Below are 17,352 nucleotides of genomic sequence, written 5' to 3'. Positions count from 1 at the left end.
GAATGGGAGGAGAACACCCTCTTGGGCAAGCGTTTCGCCTTCATCTGACGACGCTTGCGCGAACCATTAAACAACTAGTTCAGAAAGTGAAAGAAAACGATGTCGAACAACCAGACCTCCCGTGCCGCGCGCGGCAACGACCAGTGGCTCAAGCAGTATTACTTTACCAGAGCGGCCTTCTCATCGCTGTGGGTCGCGACTGCGTTGACGGCCGGACAACATTCCTTTGCGGTGGCTGCCGCTCTGCTGATCATTTACCCCGCTTGGGATGCAGTCGCCAACGTTATCGATGCCGCGAGGAGCGGCGGTCTTGCCGCCAACCGGAGCCAAGCGATCAACGTCGCCGCGAGCTCGGTTATGACGATAGCCGTGATCCTGGCGCTGACAATGAACATGAACTGGGTTCTCGGCGCTTTCGGTCTATGGGCGATCTTTTCAGGCCTGTTGCAGCTTGGAACTGCCGTGCGGCGCTGGAGAACGAGTGGAGGTCAGTGGGTGATGATTTTGAGCGGAGCCCAATCCTCTGTGGCCGGTGCTCTCTTCATCTTTCAGGCGCAAAGGCCTCAGGAGCCTTCTATCGCCACGGTTGCGGGCTACGCTGGCGTCGGCGCATTCTACTTCCTGGTTTCGGCAATTTGGCTGACGATCGCCCTGTCGCGTCGCAGTATGCATCCCATCTCATAAGCTCTACCTCGCGCCTACGAAACGACTTGGAAGATATTCAAATGATGACAGATGATGTGGCACAGCAACTCGCTTCCTACCGGAGGACCATCGACAATTTGGATTCCGCTCTCCTCTATATTCTGGCCGAACGCTTTCGCTGTACCGAGCATGTCGGCCACTTGAAAGCCGAACAGGCGTTGCCGGCGGTCGATAATGAGCGAGAGCGACGCCAATTGGATCGAGTGATGAGTATCGCCAATGACGTTGGCCTCAGTCGGCACTTCGTCGAAGGGCTGATGACAATGATCGTGGGCGCTGTGGTGGAGCGGCACAGGGAGATTGCGGCCAGCAAGTAAGTTGTCTGTGGCGGCTGTCCTACCGCAGCCGGGGATCGGCGGGGAGAATCGATCTTCTTCGCGCGGCTTACCATGCAGGGGCATTTGTGATGTGGTCCGAGACGGCCGAGATAAACGCCCGAAGACGCTGAAGACGTCGCAGGTCGCGGTGATATCCCATCCAGATGTCTCGCGCCGGCGGGTGCTTGGGTAGTTCTAGTCTGCGGATACCCGGGATTTGATTGCCTACTGCGCGGGGCAGGACGGCGATCCCAACGCCTTGCCTGCACATTCGCCCCTGGACGTTTCGGTTGTTTGATCGCAGCACAGGTCTCGCGTTCGGAAAACTCTCGGCGAGCCAGGCTATGTCGGGAAATTGCCCTGTCGAAGTGTCGTGGGTGATCAGACGGAAACCAGTCCCGTCGCCATATTTAGGGTCAGGCGACTCCTCGGCGATGTAGACGCCGTATTCGAGCCTGAAGAGCCGCCGCTGAATGACATCGGCAGTGTCGAACGGAACGATGCGAAAGGCAACGTCGGCCTCTCTTTGGGCGAGGTTGAACAGGCGAGTGCCCGTCAGGATCTCGACGTCTACATTGGGGTAGGCTTTCGAGAAATCCGCCACGATGGGAGGCAGGACATAGGCCCCGAACCAGTCTGCCGATGAGATGCGCAGATTGCCTTTGAGGTTTTGCTCCTGCCCGGCGAGCCGGCGCTCCATGGCCAGCGCGCCTTCTTCCATCTGCTCTGCCAGGGCGATGATCCCATGGCCCTCCTCGGTCAACACGAGACCGTCCGCGGTCCGCTGGAAGAGTGTGTGGCCGATGGCATCCTCAAGGGCACGCAGCCGTCTGCCGACGGTCGGATGGCTTGTATGAAGAGCACGCGCAGCACCGCCGAGCGTGCCGGATCGCGCAATCGCAAGGAAGATTTTTACGTCGCTCCATTCCACGGCCCAAGCCCTTACAAAAGTGAACGGTGAAAATACAAAACTGTCACTTCAAGTACAGATCTAAACATCTAGATTCAAGTCATGTTCGAAACCAAGCGGAGAAACGTTATGAAAACATGGTTCATCACAGGCTGCTCAAGCGGCTTCGGCCAGCGGCTTGCGCTCGCCGCGGCACAGCGAGGCGATCAGGTTGTCGCAACTGCCCGCAACGTCAACTCGATCGAAGAAATGGCTGAGCCTTTCGGTGGCCGCATGATCACCTTGCCGCTCGACGTGACGGATGTGGCGGCAGTCAAAGCCGCAGTCGCTAAGGCGGTCGAGACATTCGGCGGCTTTGACGTCCTCGTCAACAATGCCGGCTACGGATTGTTTGGCGCGCTCGAGGAAGGCACGCCGGAAGAATATCGACCGATGTTCGAGGTGAACGTTTTCGGTCTTATCGAAACCACCAGAGCAGCGCTGCCGAGCTTGCGACGTTCGGGCGGAATGATCGTCAATATGTCGTCCGGCGCAGGGATCGCGGGCAGCGGCGGCGCAGCATACTACAATGCCGCCAAGTTTGCGGTTGAAGGGGTTTCCGAGGCGCTCGCCGGTGAGCTGAAGCCGTTCGGCGTCCGTGTGCTGATCGTCGAGCCTGGCCCGTTTCGCACCGATTTCCTCGGCCGTTCGATCACGATGGCGGCCAACGAGATGCCGGAATACGCCGCGAGTTCGCGCAGGCACTATCGGGAAACCAACAACGGCAATCAAGCAGGGGATCCCGACAAGGCGGTTGCAGTGATCCTGCAGGCGGTCGACGCCGATAATACCCCGCTTCATCTGCCGCTTGGGCCCGTCGCGCATTCAATCGCTGAGCGAAAGCTGGCTTCGTTTCGCCGCGATATCGACACCTGGCGCGACATCTCGATTGCCACCGATTTCGATCAGCCCTGATCTGGCAGCTAGCACTGCTTGAACGTCACATCGATTGGAAAGTCATCATGATCCCAACATTGAAAGGGTTTACCCAGCAATTGGTGCCGGTGAACGGCATCAAGATCAATGCCGTCACGGGCGGCTCCGGCCCCCCGATCCTTCTGCTTCACGGTTGGCCGGAAACATGGTGGGAATGGCACCATGTGATGCCGCTGCTGGCGGAGCAGTTCAGCGTGGCGGCGATTGATCTACGCGGCGCAGGCTTTTCCGAATGCCCGCTTGACGGCTACGATAAGGCGACGATGGCGCGCGACGCGCACGAGGTCATGATTACCCTTGGGCATCAACGCTATGCCGTATGCGGCCATGACATCGGCGGAATGGTAGCGCTTCCGCAGGCCGCTATCTATCGAGATGCGGTTACTCACCTTGCCGTCCTCGATGTTCCGCTTCCTGGCTGGAGCCAGTGGGAGGCGACGACGGCGAAGATCTGGCACTTCGCGTTCCATGCTAATCGGGATCTGCCGGAACGCCTGATTTATGGCCGCGAACATGACTATGTTTCGACCTTCATGGCGGAGCGGTTTTACGATCACAGCACCTTTAATCCTGAAGATATCGACATTTATGCGAAAGCAATGGCACTTCCTGGTCGCACGCGCGGTGGCATGGAATGGTACCGCACACTGACCGCCGACCATGCGGCCGCGCTTGAATACAAAAAACAACCGCTCCGGATTCCGGTTTTAGGTCTCGGCGGCGAGCAGCGTTTCGGTGCTCATATGGTCGCGATGCTCAGGGAGTTCGCCACAGATGTAACTGGCGGCTCGATTGCCCGCTGCAGTCACTATGTGGCGGACGAGCGCCCGGATGAAGTGGCCGCTGCTCTCATCGATTTCCTCAAGGCCAAGTGAACTCTGCGATGCGGGCAAATTGAGCTCGATCGCGTTCATTGATTTAACAAGAAAGGAAAATTGTCATGACCGCACCTGTCATTCGCGGCGTCAATCACATCGGCATCACGGTGCCTGACATCGAAGCGGCAAAATCGTTCCTGGTGGAAGCCTTTGGCGGCCAGGTGATCTACCAATCGTTCGGGCCGCAGGATCCGGCCAGGCAGGGACCCGAGTTCGAGCGGGCCACTGGTGCTTACCCGGGAACGGTTGTGCGTGCGCAGGCGATGGTCAAGATCGGAACCGGGCCTGACATCGAGCTCTTTGAAATGCACGGCCCCAAACAAGCGCAACCGGTTACACCGAGCGACTTCGGCATCACGCATTTTGGTGTCTATACCGACGACATCGACGCATCGGTACAGCGCTTTGAGAAGGCTGGCGGAACAGCCCTTACGGCACCACGAGCTATTCCCTACGCAACCGAAAAAGGTCCTGGAAACAGGGTCTGCTATTGCCGAGCGCCGTGGGGCACGATGATCGAGTTTATCACCACGCCTGATCGCATGGCCTATCACGACCAGACGGAGCTGCGCAGATGGCAGGATGAGGAATGAGCGTGAGCTTTGATACCTCGTCATCCCGCCGCAGCCTCCTGTCGCTTTCGGCGATGGCTGCGGTCTCGGCCCTGGCAGGGTGCGTCTCCACCCCCGGCACGGGCCGGATGGTGGGGCGACAGTCGACGCCTCTCCAGGAACCGATCGGCTCTGTCCACATCGCTCGTGCGCCGACAGATGCCGAACTGGCTGTCATGTACGGTCCTACCGAGGATGGCGGCTTTCTAATCCCGGCGGTCCCCTACAAGCAGATCGATCCGCGCTACTATCGCCAGCAGGTCCTCGACCCGACTGGCGAGGCGCCCGGCACGATCGTCGTCGACACCCCCTCCCGCTTCCTCTATCTCGTCCAGCCGGGCGGGACCGCGATGCGCTATGGTGTCGGGATCGGGCGCGATGGCTTTGCCTGGCAGGGCAACGGCATCATTCAGTGGCGTCAGAAATGGCCGCGTTGGAAGCCGCCGAACGAGATGGTCGCCCGCCAGCCGGAATTGGCCAAATATTCGATCGAAAATGGCGGCATGGAGCCGGGCCTGAAAAATCCGCTGGGTGCTCGAGCGCTGTACATCTTCTCCGGTGGCCACGACACACTCTATCGTCTGCACGGCAATCCGCAATGGCGCTCGATTGGCAAGGCAGTTTCTTCCGGATGTGTGCGCCTGCTCAACCAGGACATTATCGACCTCTATGAACGCGTGCCGATTAAGGCTCCAATTGTCGTCAAGCAGTAAGCGCAAGCGATCACGTTCGTCTCTCCTTCGGATAGGGGGAGAGACATGTCCTTCAGGCGATTTCAAAGCCTCAGTTATTTCACGCACAAAGCTCAAGGAACAAGCGACCATGTCGAACTTCAGTAAAGCGGCCGCTGGCCTCATTGCCGCGCTTTTGTCTTCCGCTGCCCTAACAGCCCCAGCCTTAGCGGACGCGCGCAACATCGTGCTTGTGCATGGCGCGCTCGTGGATGGTTCGGGCTGGCGCGGCGTTTATGACATCCTGACCCGCGACGGCTATCATGTCAGCATCGTCCAGCAGCCACTGACAAGCCTGGATCAGGACGTTGCAGCCACGAAGAGCGTGCTTGATCAGCAGGACGGGGACGTCGTTCTCGTCGGCCACAGCTATGGGGGCACGATCATCACGGCAGCAGGTGATGATCCCAAGGTCAAGGCACTAGTCTATGTTGCGGCACTGCAGCCAGAAAAGGGCGAGAGCACCGCACAACTGCTCCAATCGATGCCGTCACCCACCAACGATATCAAGCCGACAAAGGATGGCTTCCTGCTTATCGACCCGGCAAAGTTCGCAGCTGATTTCGGGGCGGATCTGCCCAAGGAAAAGGGCGAGTTTATGGCCCGGTCTCAGATGCCTGTCGCCATCGCGGCCACCAGTGCACCCGTGTCTATTGCCGCTTGGCACGATAAGCCCAGCTATGGGATTGTCGCCAAGAACGATAAGACCATCAACCCCGAACTGGAGCGCCGGATGTACAAGCGCGCCGGATCAAGGGTGACAGAGGTAGAGGGCAGCCACGCCATTTATATAACGCAGGCAGCCGCAGTTGCAAAGGTGATCGAGGAGGCCGCGGAAGCTGTCGACTGACAGAAAAGGACCGCGGTAACTCTGCAAATTCACAAGCTGCGGCGTTTTGCGAGTTTGGACTCGTGCCTTGCTAGTGATGTGATCGCTGCATCGGATAAACGTTGTCATCAGAGGGTCCCCGCGATCCAACATCGAGCTTCGAAGCCTGGTGTCGTCGCGGGCCTTCAATGCAGATCGCCATGGAAGGTACAGCAGGAGCGCACTCCTTACGAATGTAGGATGGCTCAACTTCTCAACCTCGTTGAAACGGTGCTCTGCATATCTGTTGCCCGGGAGCACTGTACCCGATAACTCCGTCTCGACTCGAACTCCTTCGTATGATTCAGGCCGGAAAACGGTCGGATGCAGTACGCTCTAATTGTGCCCAAACCGCAAGGTCGTTGCCATGTCCATCCCTCTGCATCAATACCTCATATTTATCTCTATCGTTACCATGATCGTGGTGACACCGGGACCCAACCTGGCTTTGCTCCTAGCCAATTCGCCGAGCAACACGAAGCTGACCGGCTTCGGGATGGTATTCGGGTTCGCCGCAGCCATCGTTTCTCATGCCACGTTGGCACTTGTTGGAGTGGGGGCAGTGATCGCAGCGTCGGCAATCTTGTTCACAGTCATGAAACTGTTGGGTGCAGCCTATCTCATCTGGCTGGGGATCAAATCTCTCTTGTCGCTGCGCGGTCTGGATGCATCTGTCATAAATCCAAGCCGGGTTCCAATGAGCCTGACAGCTCCGAAAGCCTTCGTTCGCGGATATCTCAGCAATTTCCTCAATCCCAAACCGGCGATCTTTTACGTTGCGGTCTTCCCCCAATTCTTGGAGGGCCACCAACAGGAGGTGCTTGCAAATGGCGCCGCGCTTGCACTCACACATGCTCTGATCGCTGTAGGTTTTTACGGCGTAGTTGTCCTCCTTATCGGCAGCGTCACCGGTTTCCTCAATCGCCCGCACATCGCCAGAAGGATCAAAACAGTTTCCGGGGCGGCTTTGATTTTGCTAGGCGGTCGCTTGTTATTGGCAAAGAGCCCTGCCTGATCGTCTCAACCTAATCCGGGGCTAACGCGCCTTCAATACAACGACCCCATCGCATCAGTGCATTCACTTAGCTAATTTGGCTCGGCCTATGCGGACGAAGAAAGGATCATTTGTGAATCGCAAAATTATCGTGCCGCTGGCAATGAGGCCCATTGTGGAGCGGGCAGGCTATGCCCCTGCAGTACGCTTCGAAAACCTGGTTTTCTGCGCGGGGCAGGTTGGACGTGATACCAACATGAATGTTATCAACGACCCAGAGAAGCAATTCGAGGCTTGTTGGGACAACTTAGCTACCGTTTTGTCAGCGGCAGGTTGCAGCTTCGAAGATGTTGTCGAAATGACTACGTATCATGTCGGATTGCAGCAGCACATACATACCTTTCGCAAGGTAAAGGACCGAATTTTCCCCCGCGGAACATGCGCGTGGACTTGCATTGGCGTCTCTGAACTTGCCCATCCCGGTCTTCTTGTGGAAATCAAAGTTGTGGCAGCTATACCTTCGCACCCGTTGGAATAGAGCGGCAGTTGATCCCCGCCGAAGTCGAAAAGTGCTCAAATTCGACCGGACAGCTGGTGTAGAAGACATAACAAAACGACGCAGCTGGTGGACGACCAGCCGCGGTTTGTATCGCGAATGCCGCGGCTGCGACAGGTTTGTATTCTCTCCATAATATTCCTTGGTCGGCTGGAATTAGCGGTTCCATAAGCTCCGGTACGCCGCACCACCGATCCGCATACGCTTAGTAGTCGAAGTCTCAGTCACTTAGAGGTCTGATGAGCAGATCGCGAGTTGGTATCCGTTGTCTAATCGCCTGCATCGGGTCAAGCGGATTTTAAACGAGGTACTTCGTTGCCGTGTTGCTAGCGCGGCACCTTCTGTAGATTTTCTTTCGACATCTTTCATTCCTGCAAATTCGTCCGGTGCTGGGAGCACTGTTGTCTCCGCGGTCGACATGTAGTCGCCGCATGATGGGTTTTCGCAGGGCAGGTCTTCCTATGTTCAAGACGCAGTCTCAATGAGCTGCGACGGAATCAACGGAATGACCCAACCCACGTCCACAGCAGGGACGCCCAGCATCTCAGTTTGATTGAGGTGCTGAGGCAGGTAGGCCGGCGCTTCGGTTAAGCTGCTGCGCCGCCCAATGGATTGAACGCTTGCCCGGCCTTGAGCATGCTATGCATTATGACGGCAAGTTTTCGCGCAACAGCAACCGCGGCACGTTTGAAGCCCAGCCGCTCACGCAGCTTCAGCCCCCAGGTCTTTAGACTGCATTCGGTCCTGGCAGTGGTTCTCGTCAAGAGAACGGTAGCTGCCTCGTAGAGTAATCCCCGCAGCCGACTGTCACCGCGTCGCGAGATATGGCCATCATAATCTATTTCGCCAGACTGATAGCGCCGCGTCGTCAGCCCTAGCCAAGCGCCGACTGAGCGCGAGGTGGGGAAGTTTTCGGGATCTTCGATCGCGGCAATGTACGAGACGGCCGTGACAGCACCAACGCCTGGAATCGTCATCAGGAGCTTCGTAGCCCGGCTCTGTCTGGAAGCTACGAGCAATTGGTGATCAAGATTAGATGCGCGCTTACGTATGTCGCGCCATGCCTCGAGCAGGGGCAATATCACACCTGCTAGGCCGCTATTTCCATCCAGTAGCGCTCTCACATTAGCATCAAATGCCCCGCCTTTCCCTTTGGGTACGATGAGACCAAACGTTTTTAGGAGGCCACGTATTTGGTTGCTGAGCTGCTTGGAAATGCTTACGAGCTGGCTACGCGCTGCCACCAGTGTGCGTGTCACCATGTTGTCGAAGGTCTTTACTCGCACGACTTTGTAAAATCCGGCTTCTGCCAACTGCGCTAAGCCATCCGCATCATTGGCATCAGTCTTGTTGAGGGTTTCATTCAGAACCTTTTGCGCATGCCGTGCTTCAATGCAGATCGCGGGAATTCTTTCGGCGTTCAGCGCATGATAGAACCATGTCGACAGTGGACCTGTCTCGAAGACGACTAGCTTTGCGTGCGGAGCATGCTTGCGGATGATTTGCGATATAACTTTCGGATCAGAAGGGCATTTCCCCCGCCAGATACGCTTCCTATTCTCTCGGATCGAAACCGCAGTATCTTTCAGCGAAACATCAAGCCCGATATATTGGTCCATGGTTGCCTCCCATTTGATGCTGGGCCCGGTTCCAATCGTGAGCCCGTATTTCCATCTTACCGGGGGCAACCACCCATGTCAGATATTGCTGAGGCAATGCCTTTGGGGAAACCGACCCGCGATTACCCCATGTTCAAGAGCTTAGATCGATCGATTGGCCCTCAAAAAGTTCAGAAAAGCCCGCATCCCCGCTCCGATATGGCGGTGTCTGGGATAGTAAAGGCAGAGGCCAGGATAGGGCGGCGTCCACTCGGCTAACGCCTGCCGGAGTCTCCCGTCCGCAAGTGCTTCCTCGGCCATCCATCGAGTGACATAGGCGAGGCCGCAGTCGTCCAGAGCCGCGGCCAGAAGAAGTCGGGACTGGTCGACCACGAGGTTGCCGGTCGTCGCCACGACGACATCCTCGCCCCGGCGCTGAAACTCCCAGCGATAAATCGACCCGCCCGCCATGCGGAGCTGGATGCACTGGTGAAGCGAGAGATCCGACGGACTTTCGAGAAGCGGCGCATTGTCGAGATAGGCGGGCGATGCCACCACGATGTGCTGCTGGTCTGGACCGATCGGGATTGCGACCATCTCGCCGGGGACGAGTTCCGCCGCGCGGATGCCGCAGTCGAAACCTCCTTCGGCGATATCGACCAGTCGCCCTTCGGACCGGATTTCGAAGCGCATTGCCGGCTGCAGCTTCACGAAGCGCGTCAACAGCGGCATTAGCACCTGCTCGGCGGCGTTGGCGTCGCAGTTGATCCGTACAAGCCCGGACGGCGAGGCGGCTTGGTCGTGAAGCTCCTCGACCGCCATTCCGATTTCGCTAAGCGCCGGCATGAGCCGCTCCGCAAGTCTCCGCCCAGGCTCCGTCAGCGAGACGTTCCTCGTCGAACGGTGGAAGAGCTTCACTTTGAGACGTCTCTCCAGTCCGGCGACTGCGTGGCTCAACGCCGACGCCGTCTGGCCCAGAACTCGGGACGCAGCGCGAAAACCTCCGTGCTCGGCGACGGCAAGGAAGGCCGCTAGCTCGCCAGGAGGGAGCAAGCCCACTGTTCGAATTATCTCATCATTGCGTGTAACGGTGGTCATCTAGTTCATGAATGCCATGCGCTTATCTTTGGGACAAGTCGATTACTGAAGGAGTACAACCATGACTTTACCGATACCGTTCGGCTTTTCATCTACGGCCGCCGACGTTCTGGAAGGCGTCGACCTCGCCAGCCGGAACGTCATCGTAACCGGTGGCGCCGCTGGCATCGGGCTGGAGACGAGCCGCGCTCTCGCGGCCGCGGGAGCTGCTGTGACGATTGCAGCCCGCCGCCCGGATGAGGCGGAGAAGGCAGTCGCTGAGCTGAAAAAGAGTATGCCCGAGGCTCAACTGCGCGTTCGGCGCCTCGACCTCGCGGATCTGTCTTCCGTGCAGGAATTCTCGGAGAACTGGAACGAGCCTTTGCACTTTCTCGTCAACAATGCGGGCGTCATGGCCATTCCGGAATTGCAGCGGACTGCGCAAGGGCGGGAGATGCAGTTCGCCACGAACTATCTGGGGCATTTCGCGCTAGCCCTTGGCCTGCGGCCGCATCTGGCCAAGGCAAATGGTGCCCGTGTCGTTTCCGTCGCCTCGACCGGCAACCTGTTCGCGCCCGTGTTCTGGGACGATCCAGACTTCCGCTTCATTCCATACGATCCGCTCCTTGCTTATGGGCAATCGAAGACAGCCTGCATCCTGCTGTCCGTTGGGATCACCAAGAACTGGGCCAGCGACGGGATAACGTCCAACGCGCTCAATCCCGGAGCGATTGCCACGGGGCTTCAGAAGCACACCGGAGGCCTGCGAACCCCCGAGCATTTGCGCAAGACAATAGAGCAGGGGGCAGCCACGTCGGTGCTGCTGGCGGGTTCGCCGCTCGTCGAAGGCATTTCCGGTCGATATTTCGACGATTGCCAGGAGGCCTCGGTCGTTGACGAGCGGGGACCTGGGCCCTTCAAAGGCGTGGCGAGATACGCGGTTGATGAGGACAACGCGGTCCGCCTCTGGGAGATCGCGACGCGGTTACTGGGATTGCCTCTGTGAGCGGAACACCCTGTCGACCTGTCTGGAACTGAAGGGTGCTCGTCGAGCGATGACCGGACGCTGGTCAGGCCTTGGCCGCCACCGGAAGCCGGAATGGCGCGCCCAGGCGGTTGAAGGCGTTCATCGCGGCGATCGTGATCGTCAGATCGACGAGATCCTTCGGTTCGAAGGCTGACGCGGCCGCGGCATAAGCCTCGTCCGAGGCGTGGGTCTGGCTGACATTCGTGACTTCTTCAGCCCAGGCCAGTGCTGCTCGTTCCTGGTCGCTGAACAGGTGAGGCACCTCGTCCCACACCGGGACGAGCGTGATCTTGTCTACCGACATTGTCTTGCGTAGGTCGCGGCTATGCATGTCGATGCAATGGGCGCAGCCGTTGATCTGCGACACGCGCAGGAAGACGAGATGAATCAGCTCCCCAGGCAGGTTCGTTTTCTTGGTGACGTAGTGATGGACGCCGAAGAGCGCCTTGGCCCCCTCGGGGGCGACTTCGGACCAGTTCATGCGGGACATATTGTTTTCCTTTCTCGTGGACACGGTTCTCCGTTCGCCGGAGAAACCGTCGTTGCTTGTGCTAGGTGAGGGGGTAGGTCTGGTAGGTAGCGCTACGGCTTTCGCGGTGTCGTCAGGGCGGTGTCATCGGTATCGACGACGAAGACGGCAAGCAGCTTCGCCGGCTCGGTCTTGCTGGCGTTGGCGCTGACGTCGTGGCGGTCGCCCGGCAGCTCGGTGAAGTTCTGCCCGGCGATGAAGGTCTTCGTCTCGCCACCGTTCACGGCACTTTGGATGGCGCCTTCGAGAACCGTCGCATAGATCAAGGCGGATTTTGCATGCGTATGAGCGGAACTGTAGCCGCCGGGGCCGTACTCGACGAGGACGCCCTTCACGCTCTTTCCGGGAACGTCCGGGAGGGGATGCTCGTAAACCAGCGTCACCTTCGCGTCCTTCGTGTCATATGCAAGTCCAGGCTTGGCAACGTCATGAGCGGAAGCTGTGGCCAGAGAGACCGCAAGGGCTGAAGCGGCATGGAGGATGGTCTTCATGATTGTTTCCCTCCTATGTTCTGAGCCACTCGGCGATCGTGATCGCACCCTTGACGTAGTCTCCGTCGGGAACCAGTGAGCCGGCGACAACGGGAGCGCCGAAGTAGTCAACGGCGGCGTCGGCGTTGACCGGGCGAGCGTCGCCCTTGGCGTCGAGATAGGTCCGGATGAAGGATTCGAACGGTCCCCGTTCGGGCCCGGCAAGATCGACGGATCCGTTCTTCGGCTCCCCGAGCGCGGCTTCCACCAGAGCAGCGGCGACGTCGTCGGCCGCGATCGGCTGGAAGTCGATATCCGGCACTTTCACCACGCCGTCGGCCGCATAAGCGCCGGCCAGGGTCTCGATGAACTCATGGAACTGCGTCGCGCGGACGATGGTGTACCCTTGGCCCGACGCCGCGACGGTCTCCTCCTGCGCCAGCTTGCCGGCCATGTAGGGATTGGCCGCGAGCTGATCGGCGTTGACAATGGAAAGGACGACGTGGTGGCGTACGCCCGCGGCCTTTTCTGCGATCGTCAGGTTGCTGCTCGACGTTCCAAAGAAGTCGGTTATCACAGTCTTGTCGAACGACATCATGTTGGAAACGTCGATGACGGCGTCGGCGCCTGCTAGCGCATCGGCCAGTCCTTCGCCTGTGTAGGCATTGATCCCGTTGCGGGAGCTTGCGACGACGGCTTCGTGGCCGGCGTCCTGTAGCAACTTCACTGCCTTCGAGCCGATCAGGCCCGTGCCGCCGATGACGGCGACCTTCTTTAACGTACTCATTTCTGCTTTCTCCTATGACGAGGCGCGATTGCCCGTCTTGCGTTCGTGGAGTTTCAGGAAGGCGCATCCGCGGGCGGCGATCTCGCCGTCGTCGTCTGCGCCGAGATCCGCCAGAAGGTCCGCGACGGACACCTTGGCGAGTTCTGCGCGATATGCTTTCTCGGCTTTCAGCATCGCGGCGTTGATCTGGCAGGGTTTTGTGAAATAGCGCTGCGGAAGAGGGTTCGGCCCTCGCTGGCGGATTTCGGCGCACCGGAAGGCGGGCGCCGGTCCCTCGACCGCGAGGACGATATCCAGGAGGCTGATTTCGCGTGGGGCCTTGGCCAGCCTGTAGCCGCCTTTCGGCCCTGGTGTTGTCGCGACGATGCCCGCGCCGGACAGCGCCTGAAGGTGCTTCAGCAGATAGCTTGTCGACACGCCGTGGAGTTCGGCCAGTGCTGCAGCCGACAGCACGCCGTCTTGCGACAGCCCCGCCAGGAATGCCGTGCAGTGGATCGCCTGTTCGACGCCTTCGCTCAGTTTCATGTTGCATCTCCTAATCGTGGATATAAAATGTCTATGATTTTGATCGGAGTCAACCCGTGATCACATCAAGTGCTCGAAATTGCGAATATGAGATCAGAAAACGGAGTTTCGACGGCTGGAAGTCCGCCCATTGTCACGATGCTCGCAAGAGCGGAAACAACAACAAAGGACATCGAATGACTACCAAGCTCGCACTCTCCTCGACGCCGGAAGGCATCGTCCCGGCGCTTCTCGCCCATCTGAACTCGCTCGACGTCGAGACCATGCTCGGCTTCTACGACCCGGAAGGTTTGATCGTTGACGCCGCGGGCGTCGCTCACGTGGGCAAAGACGCAATCGGCAAGGAGCTTGCCAAGTACTTTAGCCTCGGCCTTCAGATGTCGATCACCCAGCGCCACCTGTTCGTCGCCGGCGACGTCGCCTCTCTCATCCTCGACTGGTCGTACATCGGCACCGCGAAGGATGGGACCGAGATCAACATGGTAGCCACTGCGACGGACATCGCCCGCCGCGGGCCGGACGGCCTGTGGCGTTACCTCATCGACAACCCGTTTGGCTCGATGCAGAGGAGCGCCGGCTGATGACGGATGCCGCGGAAGTTCTGACCGAAGCGACAGCGCTCGCATTCCGCGGCGTCCTCACAACCGGCGTCTACTGCAGGGCGACCTGCATCTCCCGTCCTCCCCGGCCAGAGAACATGCGCTGGTTCGGGTGCGTCTCCGACGCACAAAGAGCAGGCTTTCGCCCGTGCCTGCGATGCCGTCCCAATGATGAGGAATTCGCAAGGAGGAATGCCGATCTGGTCGCCGAGGCGTGCAAGCTGATTGATGCCGGAGACAGCTCGCCGACCGTCGCGGCGCTCGCGCATGCGCTCGGCGTCAGTGAAGGGCACTTCCACCGAACGTTCCGTGCACACACTGGAATGACCCCGCGAGCATACATGCTCGAGAGGAGGGCTCAACTCGTCCGCGAAGGACTAAAACCGGGCAGGACCATTACATCGACGTTCTATGACGCAGGATACGGTTCCAGCGGAAGGTTCTACGCGGTATGCAGCCGCGCGCTCGGAATGGCTCCGGCAGACTACAGGGCGGGCGGGCGCAGGGAAACGCTGCACTTTGCAGTCGGCCAGACATCGCTTGGGGCGATCCTGGTTGCATCGAGCGCCAAGGGCGTTGCGGCAATTCTCCTTGGGGATGATCCTGCCGCCCTCCTGACAGATCTTCAGGATCGATTTCCAAACGCGAACTTTGTCGGAGGGGACGAACGATACGAGGATACCGTCGCCAAGGTTGTTGGAATGGTTGAGCGCCCGGAGGTCGGCTTCGACTTGCCGCTCGACCTGCGTGGGACTACCTTCCAGCGTCGCGTCTGGCTGGCGTTGCGAGATATTTCTCCGGGCGAGATCATCAGCTATGAAGATCTCGCAGCGAGGGTTGGATATCCGAAGGCCGGTAAGGCTGTGGCTAGCGCCTGCGCGAGCAATCCACTCGCCATCGCTATTCCCTGCCACCGTGTTGTGAGAAAAGATGGAGCGTCATTCCGCTATACCTGGGGAATCGAGCGGAAGGCTGAGCTGCTGCGAAGAGAGGGACGACATTAAATTGAAATCGTGTTCTCGCACAACTGCGCCGCGGTGGTTTACCCGATTGTGGAGTGCTCCTGCCGAGCGAAACGGCTAATGGGTTACACCAGACCGTCTTGCTCCACCGGCTCGCCAGATTTCGATACGATTGACGATCCGTAGGGCTCACGTGACAGGATGATGAGCGCATCGTTTGGTAGTGGGCGGGCGAGGTGCTTTGCTTCCTCCCAAGGTGCTCGCATCCAGACGTCGGTTTCCTCTTTCGTCAGCAGCAGAACAGGCATGGCCTTTTCGTGGATTGGCTTCACAAGATCGTTCGGATCCGTGGTCAGGAAGCCATAGAGATCGTCCGTGGTCATTCCATCCTTCACCTTGCGGACGCTTTTCCATTGCGGCACGTGGATACCGGCGAAGAACATCAGCGATTTTGCCTCGTCGCGCGCAAACCATGCATTGGGCACATTGCCACCGTCCTGTTGGCTCGCCGGATCCGGTTCGGCAAAGCTGGTGACGGGCACGAGACACCTGTGCTCGACGCCGAACCATCGCGTCCAGTGCGGGAAATTGAGCTTGCGGACGTTCGTCGTGCCGCGGTCGGGCTCTATGCGGATCAGTTCTTCAAGATCGAAGGGCTTGCCCTTGGCTGCGAGTTTCTCGGCCTTGGCTTTGGCCGCTTTTTCCAAGGCGAAGCGAGGCGAGGGCAGGCCCCAGCGGGCGTGCACGAGCTGCTTCTTCCCGTCAGCCGTGTTACGGACTATCGGCCCCAGCTGGTCGGGGTTCATCTGATACGCCGGCATCAGGTTAATAAAGCTTTCGGCATCCTGAGCCCATTTCGAGACCCAGTCCTTGTCTTCCATGCGATAAAGATTGCACATGGCAGCAATTCCTCCGTTGCGACCGAATGCAGTTGTCCGGTGACGTCCGCCTGCGTCTCTAGTCTAGCTTGTAAACGTCGGCATTGTCCTGCCGTTCCCGCAGTCCTTTGTAGGAAGCATGCCGCAGTTTATCCTCGCTGGTCCACGCCCGAAACTCGATCTCAGCGATCAGCGTCGGCTCGACCCAGACAATGTCGGTTTTTCCGGGATAGGGAACGGGCGGCTGCTTTCGTTTCCAGCGGAGTTTGTCGAGTATCTTGCGCAGCCTGATCATCTCGGCTTCTTTGAAGCCCGTGCCGACGTTTCCGACATGAATGAGCTCATCGCCATGATAGGCAGCAAGCGCCAGCGATGCGAAACCGCCCGGCGATGCGGTGGATGGCTCGTAGCCAACAACCATGAACGCTTCGCTGTCGACGCATTTGATCTTCACCCAGTCGCCGGTGCGGCCGGAGCGATAGGGCTGATTGAGACGCTTGCCGACGATCCCCTCGAGGCCAAGGCTGTGGACATGCTCCAACAGGACGTCTGGTTCGGCGTCGAGTGTTTCCGACAGACGGATGGCGCCGTCATTTGCCTTTATCGTATCCTCGAGAAGATGACGGCGTGATCGGTATTCCGTCTCCCGCAGATCGTGGCCGTCGAGATACATAAGATCAAAAGCGTAGAGGACGGCATCAGATGACCGGTTACCGGCCGTCTTGCCCGAAGCCCCCAACGACTTCTGAAGCAGCCCGAAATCCGGCCGCCCTTCATCGTCAAGCACCACCGCCTCGCCATCGATGATCATCGTTGCCGGGCCAAGCGCTCGGGCAGCCTGTTCTATCGCCGGAAACCGGTGCGTCCAGTCATGACCACCGCGGGTAAGGATGCGGACCCCTGTTGGCTCGATGTGGACCGCCAGCCGATAGCCATCCCACTTCAGTTCCCAGCTCCACTGGTCACCTCGTGGCGGATGGGCCTTCAGCTCAGCAAGCGCCGGCTCAACGCGGTCGGGCATCGGATCGAACAGAAGCTGTGGCTGCGCAGGATTACGCTTCCGACGCGGCTTCGAGCGGATCGGGGCTTCGATATCACGAAGGAGCGGTTTTGATCTCGGTGGCTTCGTCATGGGCGAGAGTTCAGCACGAAAACCTTAAGAATAGTGTGACGCCGCTCATCTATCCCAGCTATCCACGATCCGGAGCTCGACACGAGGGGAGTGCGGTAAAAATTCTTGTTATCCCTACATCCTTGAATCCTTTTCGAATCTTCGTTTTTGCTAATACTAGGATAGTATTCCTCAACCTTGTGGTGCTTGACTCTTTCGCGTCACCAGAACAAACAATGAACAA

The 17,352-nt window shown here is 58.8% G+C and carries 21 protein-coding genes; 12 read left to right on the top strand and 9 right to left on the bottom strand.

Annotated features, from left to right (window positions below; genetic code table 11):
* Positions 1-99: 99 nt before the first annotated feature.
* Positions 100-684, top strand: coding sequence for a DUF308 domain-containing protein (locus V6R85_RS21740; protein WP_020808324.1), 585 nt, complete (start codon positions 100-102; stop codon positions 682-684).
* 26 nt (positions 685-710) lie between these two features.
* A complete protein-coding gene (locus V6R85_RS21735) occupies positions 711-1,022 on the top strand; it encodes a chorismate mutase (protein ID WP_020808325.1) in 312 nt (103 codons plus the stop codon).
* Between the two features lie 67 nt (positions 1,023-1,089).
* On the opposite strand, the gene V6R85_RS21730 is transcribed toward V6R85_RS21735, so the two are convergent.
* Positions 1,090-1,953, bottom strand: coding sequence for a LysR family transcriptional regulator (locus tag V6R85_RS21730; protein WP_020808326.1), 864 nt, complete (start codon positions 1,951-1,953; stop codon positions 1,090-1,092).
* Between the two features lie 108 nt (positions 1,954-2,061).
* Between V6R85_RS21730 and V6R85_RS21725 the strand changes: the two genes are divergently transcribed.
* From V6R85_RS21725 to V6R85_RS21695, 7 genes are all read left to right on the top strand, one after another.
* The gene (locus V6R85_RS21725) at positions 2,062-2,886 is read left to right on the top strand and encodes an oxidoreductase (RefSeq protein WP_020808327.1); all 825 of its coding nucleotides are present in this window, start codon (positions 2,062-2,064) and stop codon (positions 2,884-2,886) included.
* Between the two features lie 47 nt (positions 2,887-2,933).
* Entirely contained in the window at positions 2,934-3,782 is an 849-nt protein-coding gene (locus V6R85_RS21720) for an alpha/beta fold hydrolase (protein WP_020808328.1), read from the top strand.
* Positions 3,783-3,847: 65 nt separating this feature from the next.
* A complete protein-coding gene (locus V6R85_RS21715; protein WP_020808329.1) occupies positions 3,848-4,378 on the top strand; it encodes a VOC family protein in 531 nt (176 codons plus the stop codon).
* The gene (locus V6R85_RS21710) at positions 4,375-5,109 is read left to right on the top strand and encodes a L,D-transpeptidase (RefSeq protein WP_022557137.1); all 735 of its coding nucleotides are present in this window, start codon (positions 4,375-4,377) and stop codon (positions 5,107-5,109) included. The genes V6R85_RS21715 and V6R85_RS21710 overlap by 4 nt, the downstream gene beginning before the upstream one ends.
* Before the next feature lie 109 nt (positions 5,110-5,218).
* Positions 5,219-5,977, top strand: a complete 759-nt coding sequence (locus tag V6R85_RS21705; RefSeq protein WP_062585768.1) for an alpha/beta fold hydrolase — start codon at positions 5,219-5,221, stop codon at positions 5,975-5,977.
* Between the two features lie 385 nt (positions 5,978-6,362).
* Positions 6,363-7,010 (top strand): LysE family translocator, encoded by a 648-nt coding sequence (locus V6R85_RS21700; RefSeq protein ID WP_034499637.1) that lies wholly within the window; start codon positions 6,363-6,365, stop codon positions 7,008-7,010.
* Positions 7,011-7,098: 88 nt separating this feature from the next.
* Complete coding sequence (locus tag V6R85_RS21695; RefSeq protein WP_114836253.1) at positions 7,099-7,527, top strand: RidA family protein; 429 nt, start codon at positions 7,099-7,101, stop codon at positions 7,525-7,527.
* 605 nt (positions 7,528-8,132) lie between these two features.
* Here the strand turns inward: V6R85_RS21695 and V6R85_RS21690 are convergent.
* Entirely contained in the window at positions 8,133-9,164 is a 1,032-nt protein-coding gene (locus tag V6R85_RS21690) for an IS110 family transposase (protein WP_336377190.1), read from the bottom strand.
* Positions 9,165-9,305: 141 nt separating this feature from the next.
* Positions 9,306-10,241 carry a LysR family transcriptional regulator gene (locus tag V6R85_RS21685; protein WP_114836252.1) on the bottom strand — a complete coding sequence of 312 codons (936 nt, stop codon included), beginning with the start codon at positions 10,239-10,241 and terminating at the stop codon, positions 9,306-9,308.
* Positions 10,242-10,302: 61 nt separating this feature from the next.
* Here V6R85_RS21685 and V6R85_RS21680 point away from each other — a divergent pair, with 61 nt between their 5' ends.
* Positions 10,303-11,226: an SDR family NAD(P)-dependent oxidoreductase gene (locus V6R85_RS21680; RefSeq protein WP_062585764.1), complete on the top strand. Its 924-nt coding sequence runs from the start codon at positions 10,303-10,305 to the stop codon at positions 11,224-11,226.
* Between the two features lie 64 nt (positions 11,227-11,290).
* Here V6R85_RS21680 and V6R85_RS21675 read toward each other — a convergent pair whose 3' ends face one another.
* The 4 genes from V6R85_RS21675 to V6R85_RS21660 form a co-directional block, all read right to left on the bottom strand.
* Positions 11,291-11,737 (bottom strand): carboxymuconolactone decarboxylase family protein, encoded by a 447-nt coding sequence (locus V6R85_RS21675; RefSeq protein ID WP_062585762.1) that lies wholly within the window; start codon positions 11,735-11,737, stop codon positions 11,291-11,293.
* A 92-nt stretch (positions 11,738-11,829) separates the two neighbouring features.
* A complete protein-coding gene (locus V6R85_RS21670) occupies positions 11,830-12,267 on the bottom strand; it encodes a cupin domain-containing protein (protein WP_003517453.1) in 438 nt (145 codons plus the stop codon).
* A 13-nt stretch (positions 12,268-12,280) separates the two neighbouring features.
* Positions 12,281-13,033: an SDR family oxidoreductase gene (locus V6R85_RS21665; RefSeq protein WP_336377189.1), complete on the bottom strand. Its 753-nt coding sequence runs from the start codon at positions 13,031-13,033 to the stop codon at positions 12,281-12,283.
* A gap of 12 nt (positions 13,034-13,045) precedes the next feature.
* Positions 13,046-13,558 (bottom strand): RrF2 family transcriptional regulator, encoded by a 513-nt coding sequence (locus V6R85_RS21660; RefSeq protein ID WP_336377188.1) that lies wholly within the window; start codon positions 13,556-13,558, stop codon positions 13,046-13,048.
* A gap of 176 nt (positions 13,559-13,734) precedes the next feature.
* Between V6R85_RS21660 and V6R85_RS21655 the strand changes: the two genes are divergently transcribed.
* Both V6R85_RS21655 and ada read left to right on the top strand, forming a co-directional pair.
* Positions 13,735-14,139 carry a YybH family protein gene (locus V6R85_RS21655; protein WP_087747400.1) on the top strand — a complete coding sequence of 135 codons (405 nt, stop codon included), beginning with the start codon at positions 13,735-13,737 and terminating at the stop codon, positions 14,137-14,139.
* Positions 14,139-15,161, top strand: a complete 1,023-nt coding sequence (gene ada / locus V6R85_RS21650; protein ID WP_336377187.1) for a bifunctional DNA-binding transcriptional regulator/O6-methylguanine-DNA methyltransferase Ada — start codon at positions 14,139-14,141, stop codon at positions 15,159-15,161. Before V6R85_RS21655 ends, ada begins: the two co-directional genes overlap by 1 nt.
* Positions 15,162-15,244: 83 nt before the next feature.
* Here the strand turns inward: ada and V6R85_RS21645 are convergent, their stop codons facing one another.
* Complete coding sequence (locus V6R85_RS21645; protein ID WP_336377186.1) at positions 15,245-16,018, bottom strand: SOS response-associated peptidase; 774 nt, start codon at positions 16,016-16,018, stop codon at positions 15,245-15,247.
* Positions 16,019-16,076: 58 nt separating this feature from the next.
* A complete protein-coding gene (gene ligD / locus V6R85_RS21640) occupies positions 16,077-17,129 on the bottom strand; it encodes a non-homologous end-joining DNA ligase (RefSeq protein ID WP_111792064.1) in 1,053 nt (350 codons plus the stop codon).
* Positions 17,130-17,352 lie beyond the last annotated feature (223 nt).

Source organism: Agrobacterium sp. CCNWLW32, from assembly GCF_037083425.1.
GTDB classification, from domain to species: Bacteria; Pseudomonadota; Alphaproteobacteria; order Rhizobiales; family Rhizobiaceae; genus Agrobacterium; species Agrobacterium radiobacter.
The sequence above is the reverse complement of the archived record's forward strand: the minus strand, read 5'-3'. Positions and strand labels throughout refer to the sequence as shown.

Excerpts from the sequence above, each read along its gene's own strand:
- V6R85_RS21740 (WP_020808324.1), top strand. The coding sequence starts at position 100 with ATGTCGAACAACCAGACCTCCCGTGCCGCGCGCGGCAACGACCAGTGG.
- V6R85_RS21725 (WP_020808327.1), top strand. The coding sequence starts at position 2,062 with ATGAAAACATGGTTCATCACAGGCTGCTCAAGCGGCTTCGGCCAGCGG.
- V6R85_RS21720 (WP_020808328.1), top strand. The coding sequence starts at position 2,934 with ATGATCCCAACATTGAAAGGGTTTACCCAGCAATTGGTGCCGGTGAAC.
- V6R85_RS21715 (WP_020808329.1), top strand. The coding sequence starts at position 3,848 with ATGACCGCACCTGTCATTCGCGGCGTCAATCACATCGGCATCACGGTG.
- V6R85_RS21710 (WP_022557137.1), top strand. The coding sequence starts at position 4,375 with ATGAGCGTGAGCTTTGATACCTCGTCATCCCGCCGCAGCCTCCTGTCG.
- V6R85_RS21705 (WP_062585768.1), top strand. The coding sequence starts at position 5,219 with ATGTCGAACTTCAGTAAAGCGGCCGCTGGCCTCATTGCCGCGCTTTTG.
- V6R85_RS21700 (WP_034499637.1), top strand. The coding sequence starts at position 6,363 with ATGTCCATCCCTCTGCATCAATACCTCATATTTATCTCTATCGTTACC.
- V6R85_RS21695 (WP_114836253.1), top strand. The coding sequence starts at position 7,099 with ATGCGGACGAAGAAAGGATCATTTGTGAATCGCAAAATTATCGTGCCG.
- V6R85_RS21690 (WP_336377190.1), bottom strand. The coding sequence starts at position 9,164 with ATGGACCAATATATCGGGCTTGATGTTTCGCTGAAAGATACTGCGGTT.
- V6R85_RS21685 (WP_114836252.1), bottom strand. The coding sequence starts at position 10,241 with ATGACCACCGTTACACGCAATGATGAGATAATTCGAACAGTGGGCTTG.
- V6R85_RS21680 (WP_062585764.1), top strand. The coding sequence starts at position 10,303 with ATGACTTTACCGATACCGTTCGGCTTTTCATCTACGGCCGCCGACGTT.
- V6R85_RS21675 (WP_062585762.1), bottom strand. The coding sequence starts at position 11,737 with ATGTCCCGCATGAACTGGTCCGAAGTCGCCCCCGAGGGGGCCAAGGCG.
- V6R85_RS21670 (WP_003517453.1), bottom strand. The coding sequence starts at position 12,267 with ATGAAGACCATCCTCCATGCCGCTTCAGCCCTTGCGGTCTCTCTGGCC.
- V6R85_RS21665 (WP_336377189.1), bottom strand. The coding sequence starts at position 13,033 with ATGAGTACGTTAAAGAAGGTCGCCGTCATCGGCGGCACGGGCCTGATC.
- V6R85_RS21660 (WP_336377188.1), bottom strand. The coding sequence starts at position 13,558 with ATGAAACTGAGCGAAGGCGTCGAACAGGCGATCCACTGCACGGCATTC.
- V6R85_RS21655 (WP_087747400.1), top strand. The coding sequence starts at position 13,735 with ATGACTACCAAGCTCGCACTCTCCTCGACGCCGGAAGGCATCGTCCCG.
- ada (WP_336377187.1), top strand. The coding sequence starts at position 14,139 with ATGACGGATGCCGCGGAAGTTCTGACCGAAGCGACAGCGCTCGCATTC.
- V6R85_RS21645 (WP_336377186.1), bottom strand. The coding sequence starts at position 16,018 with ATGTGCAATCTTTATCGCATGGAAGACAAGGACTGGGTCTCGAAATGG.
- ligD (WP_111792064.1), bottom strand. The coding sequence starts at position 17,129 with ATGACGAAGCCACCGAGATCAAAACCGCTCCTTCGTGATATCGAAGCC.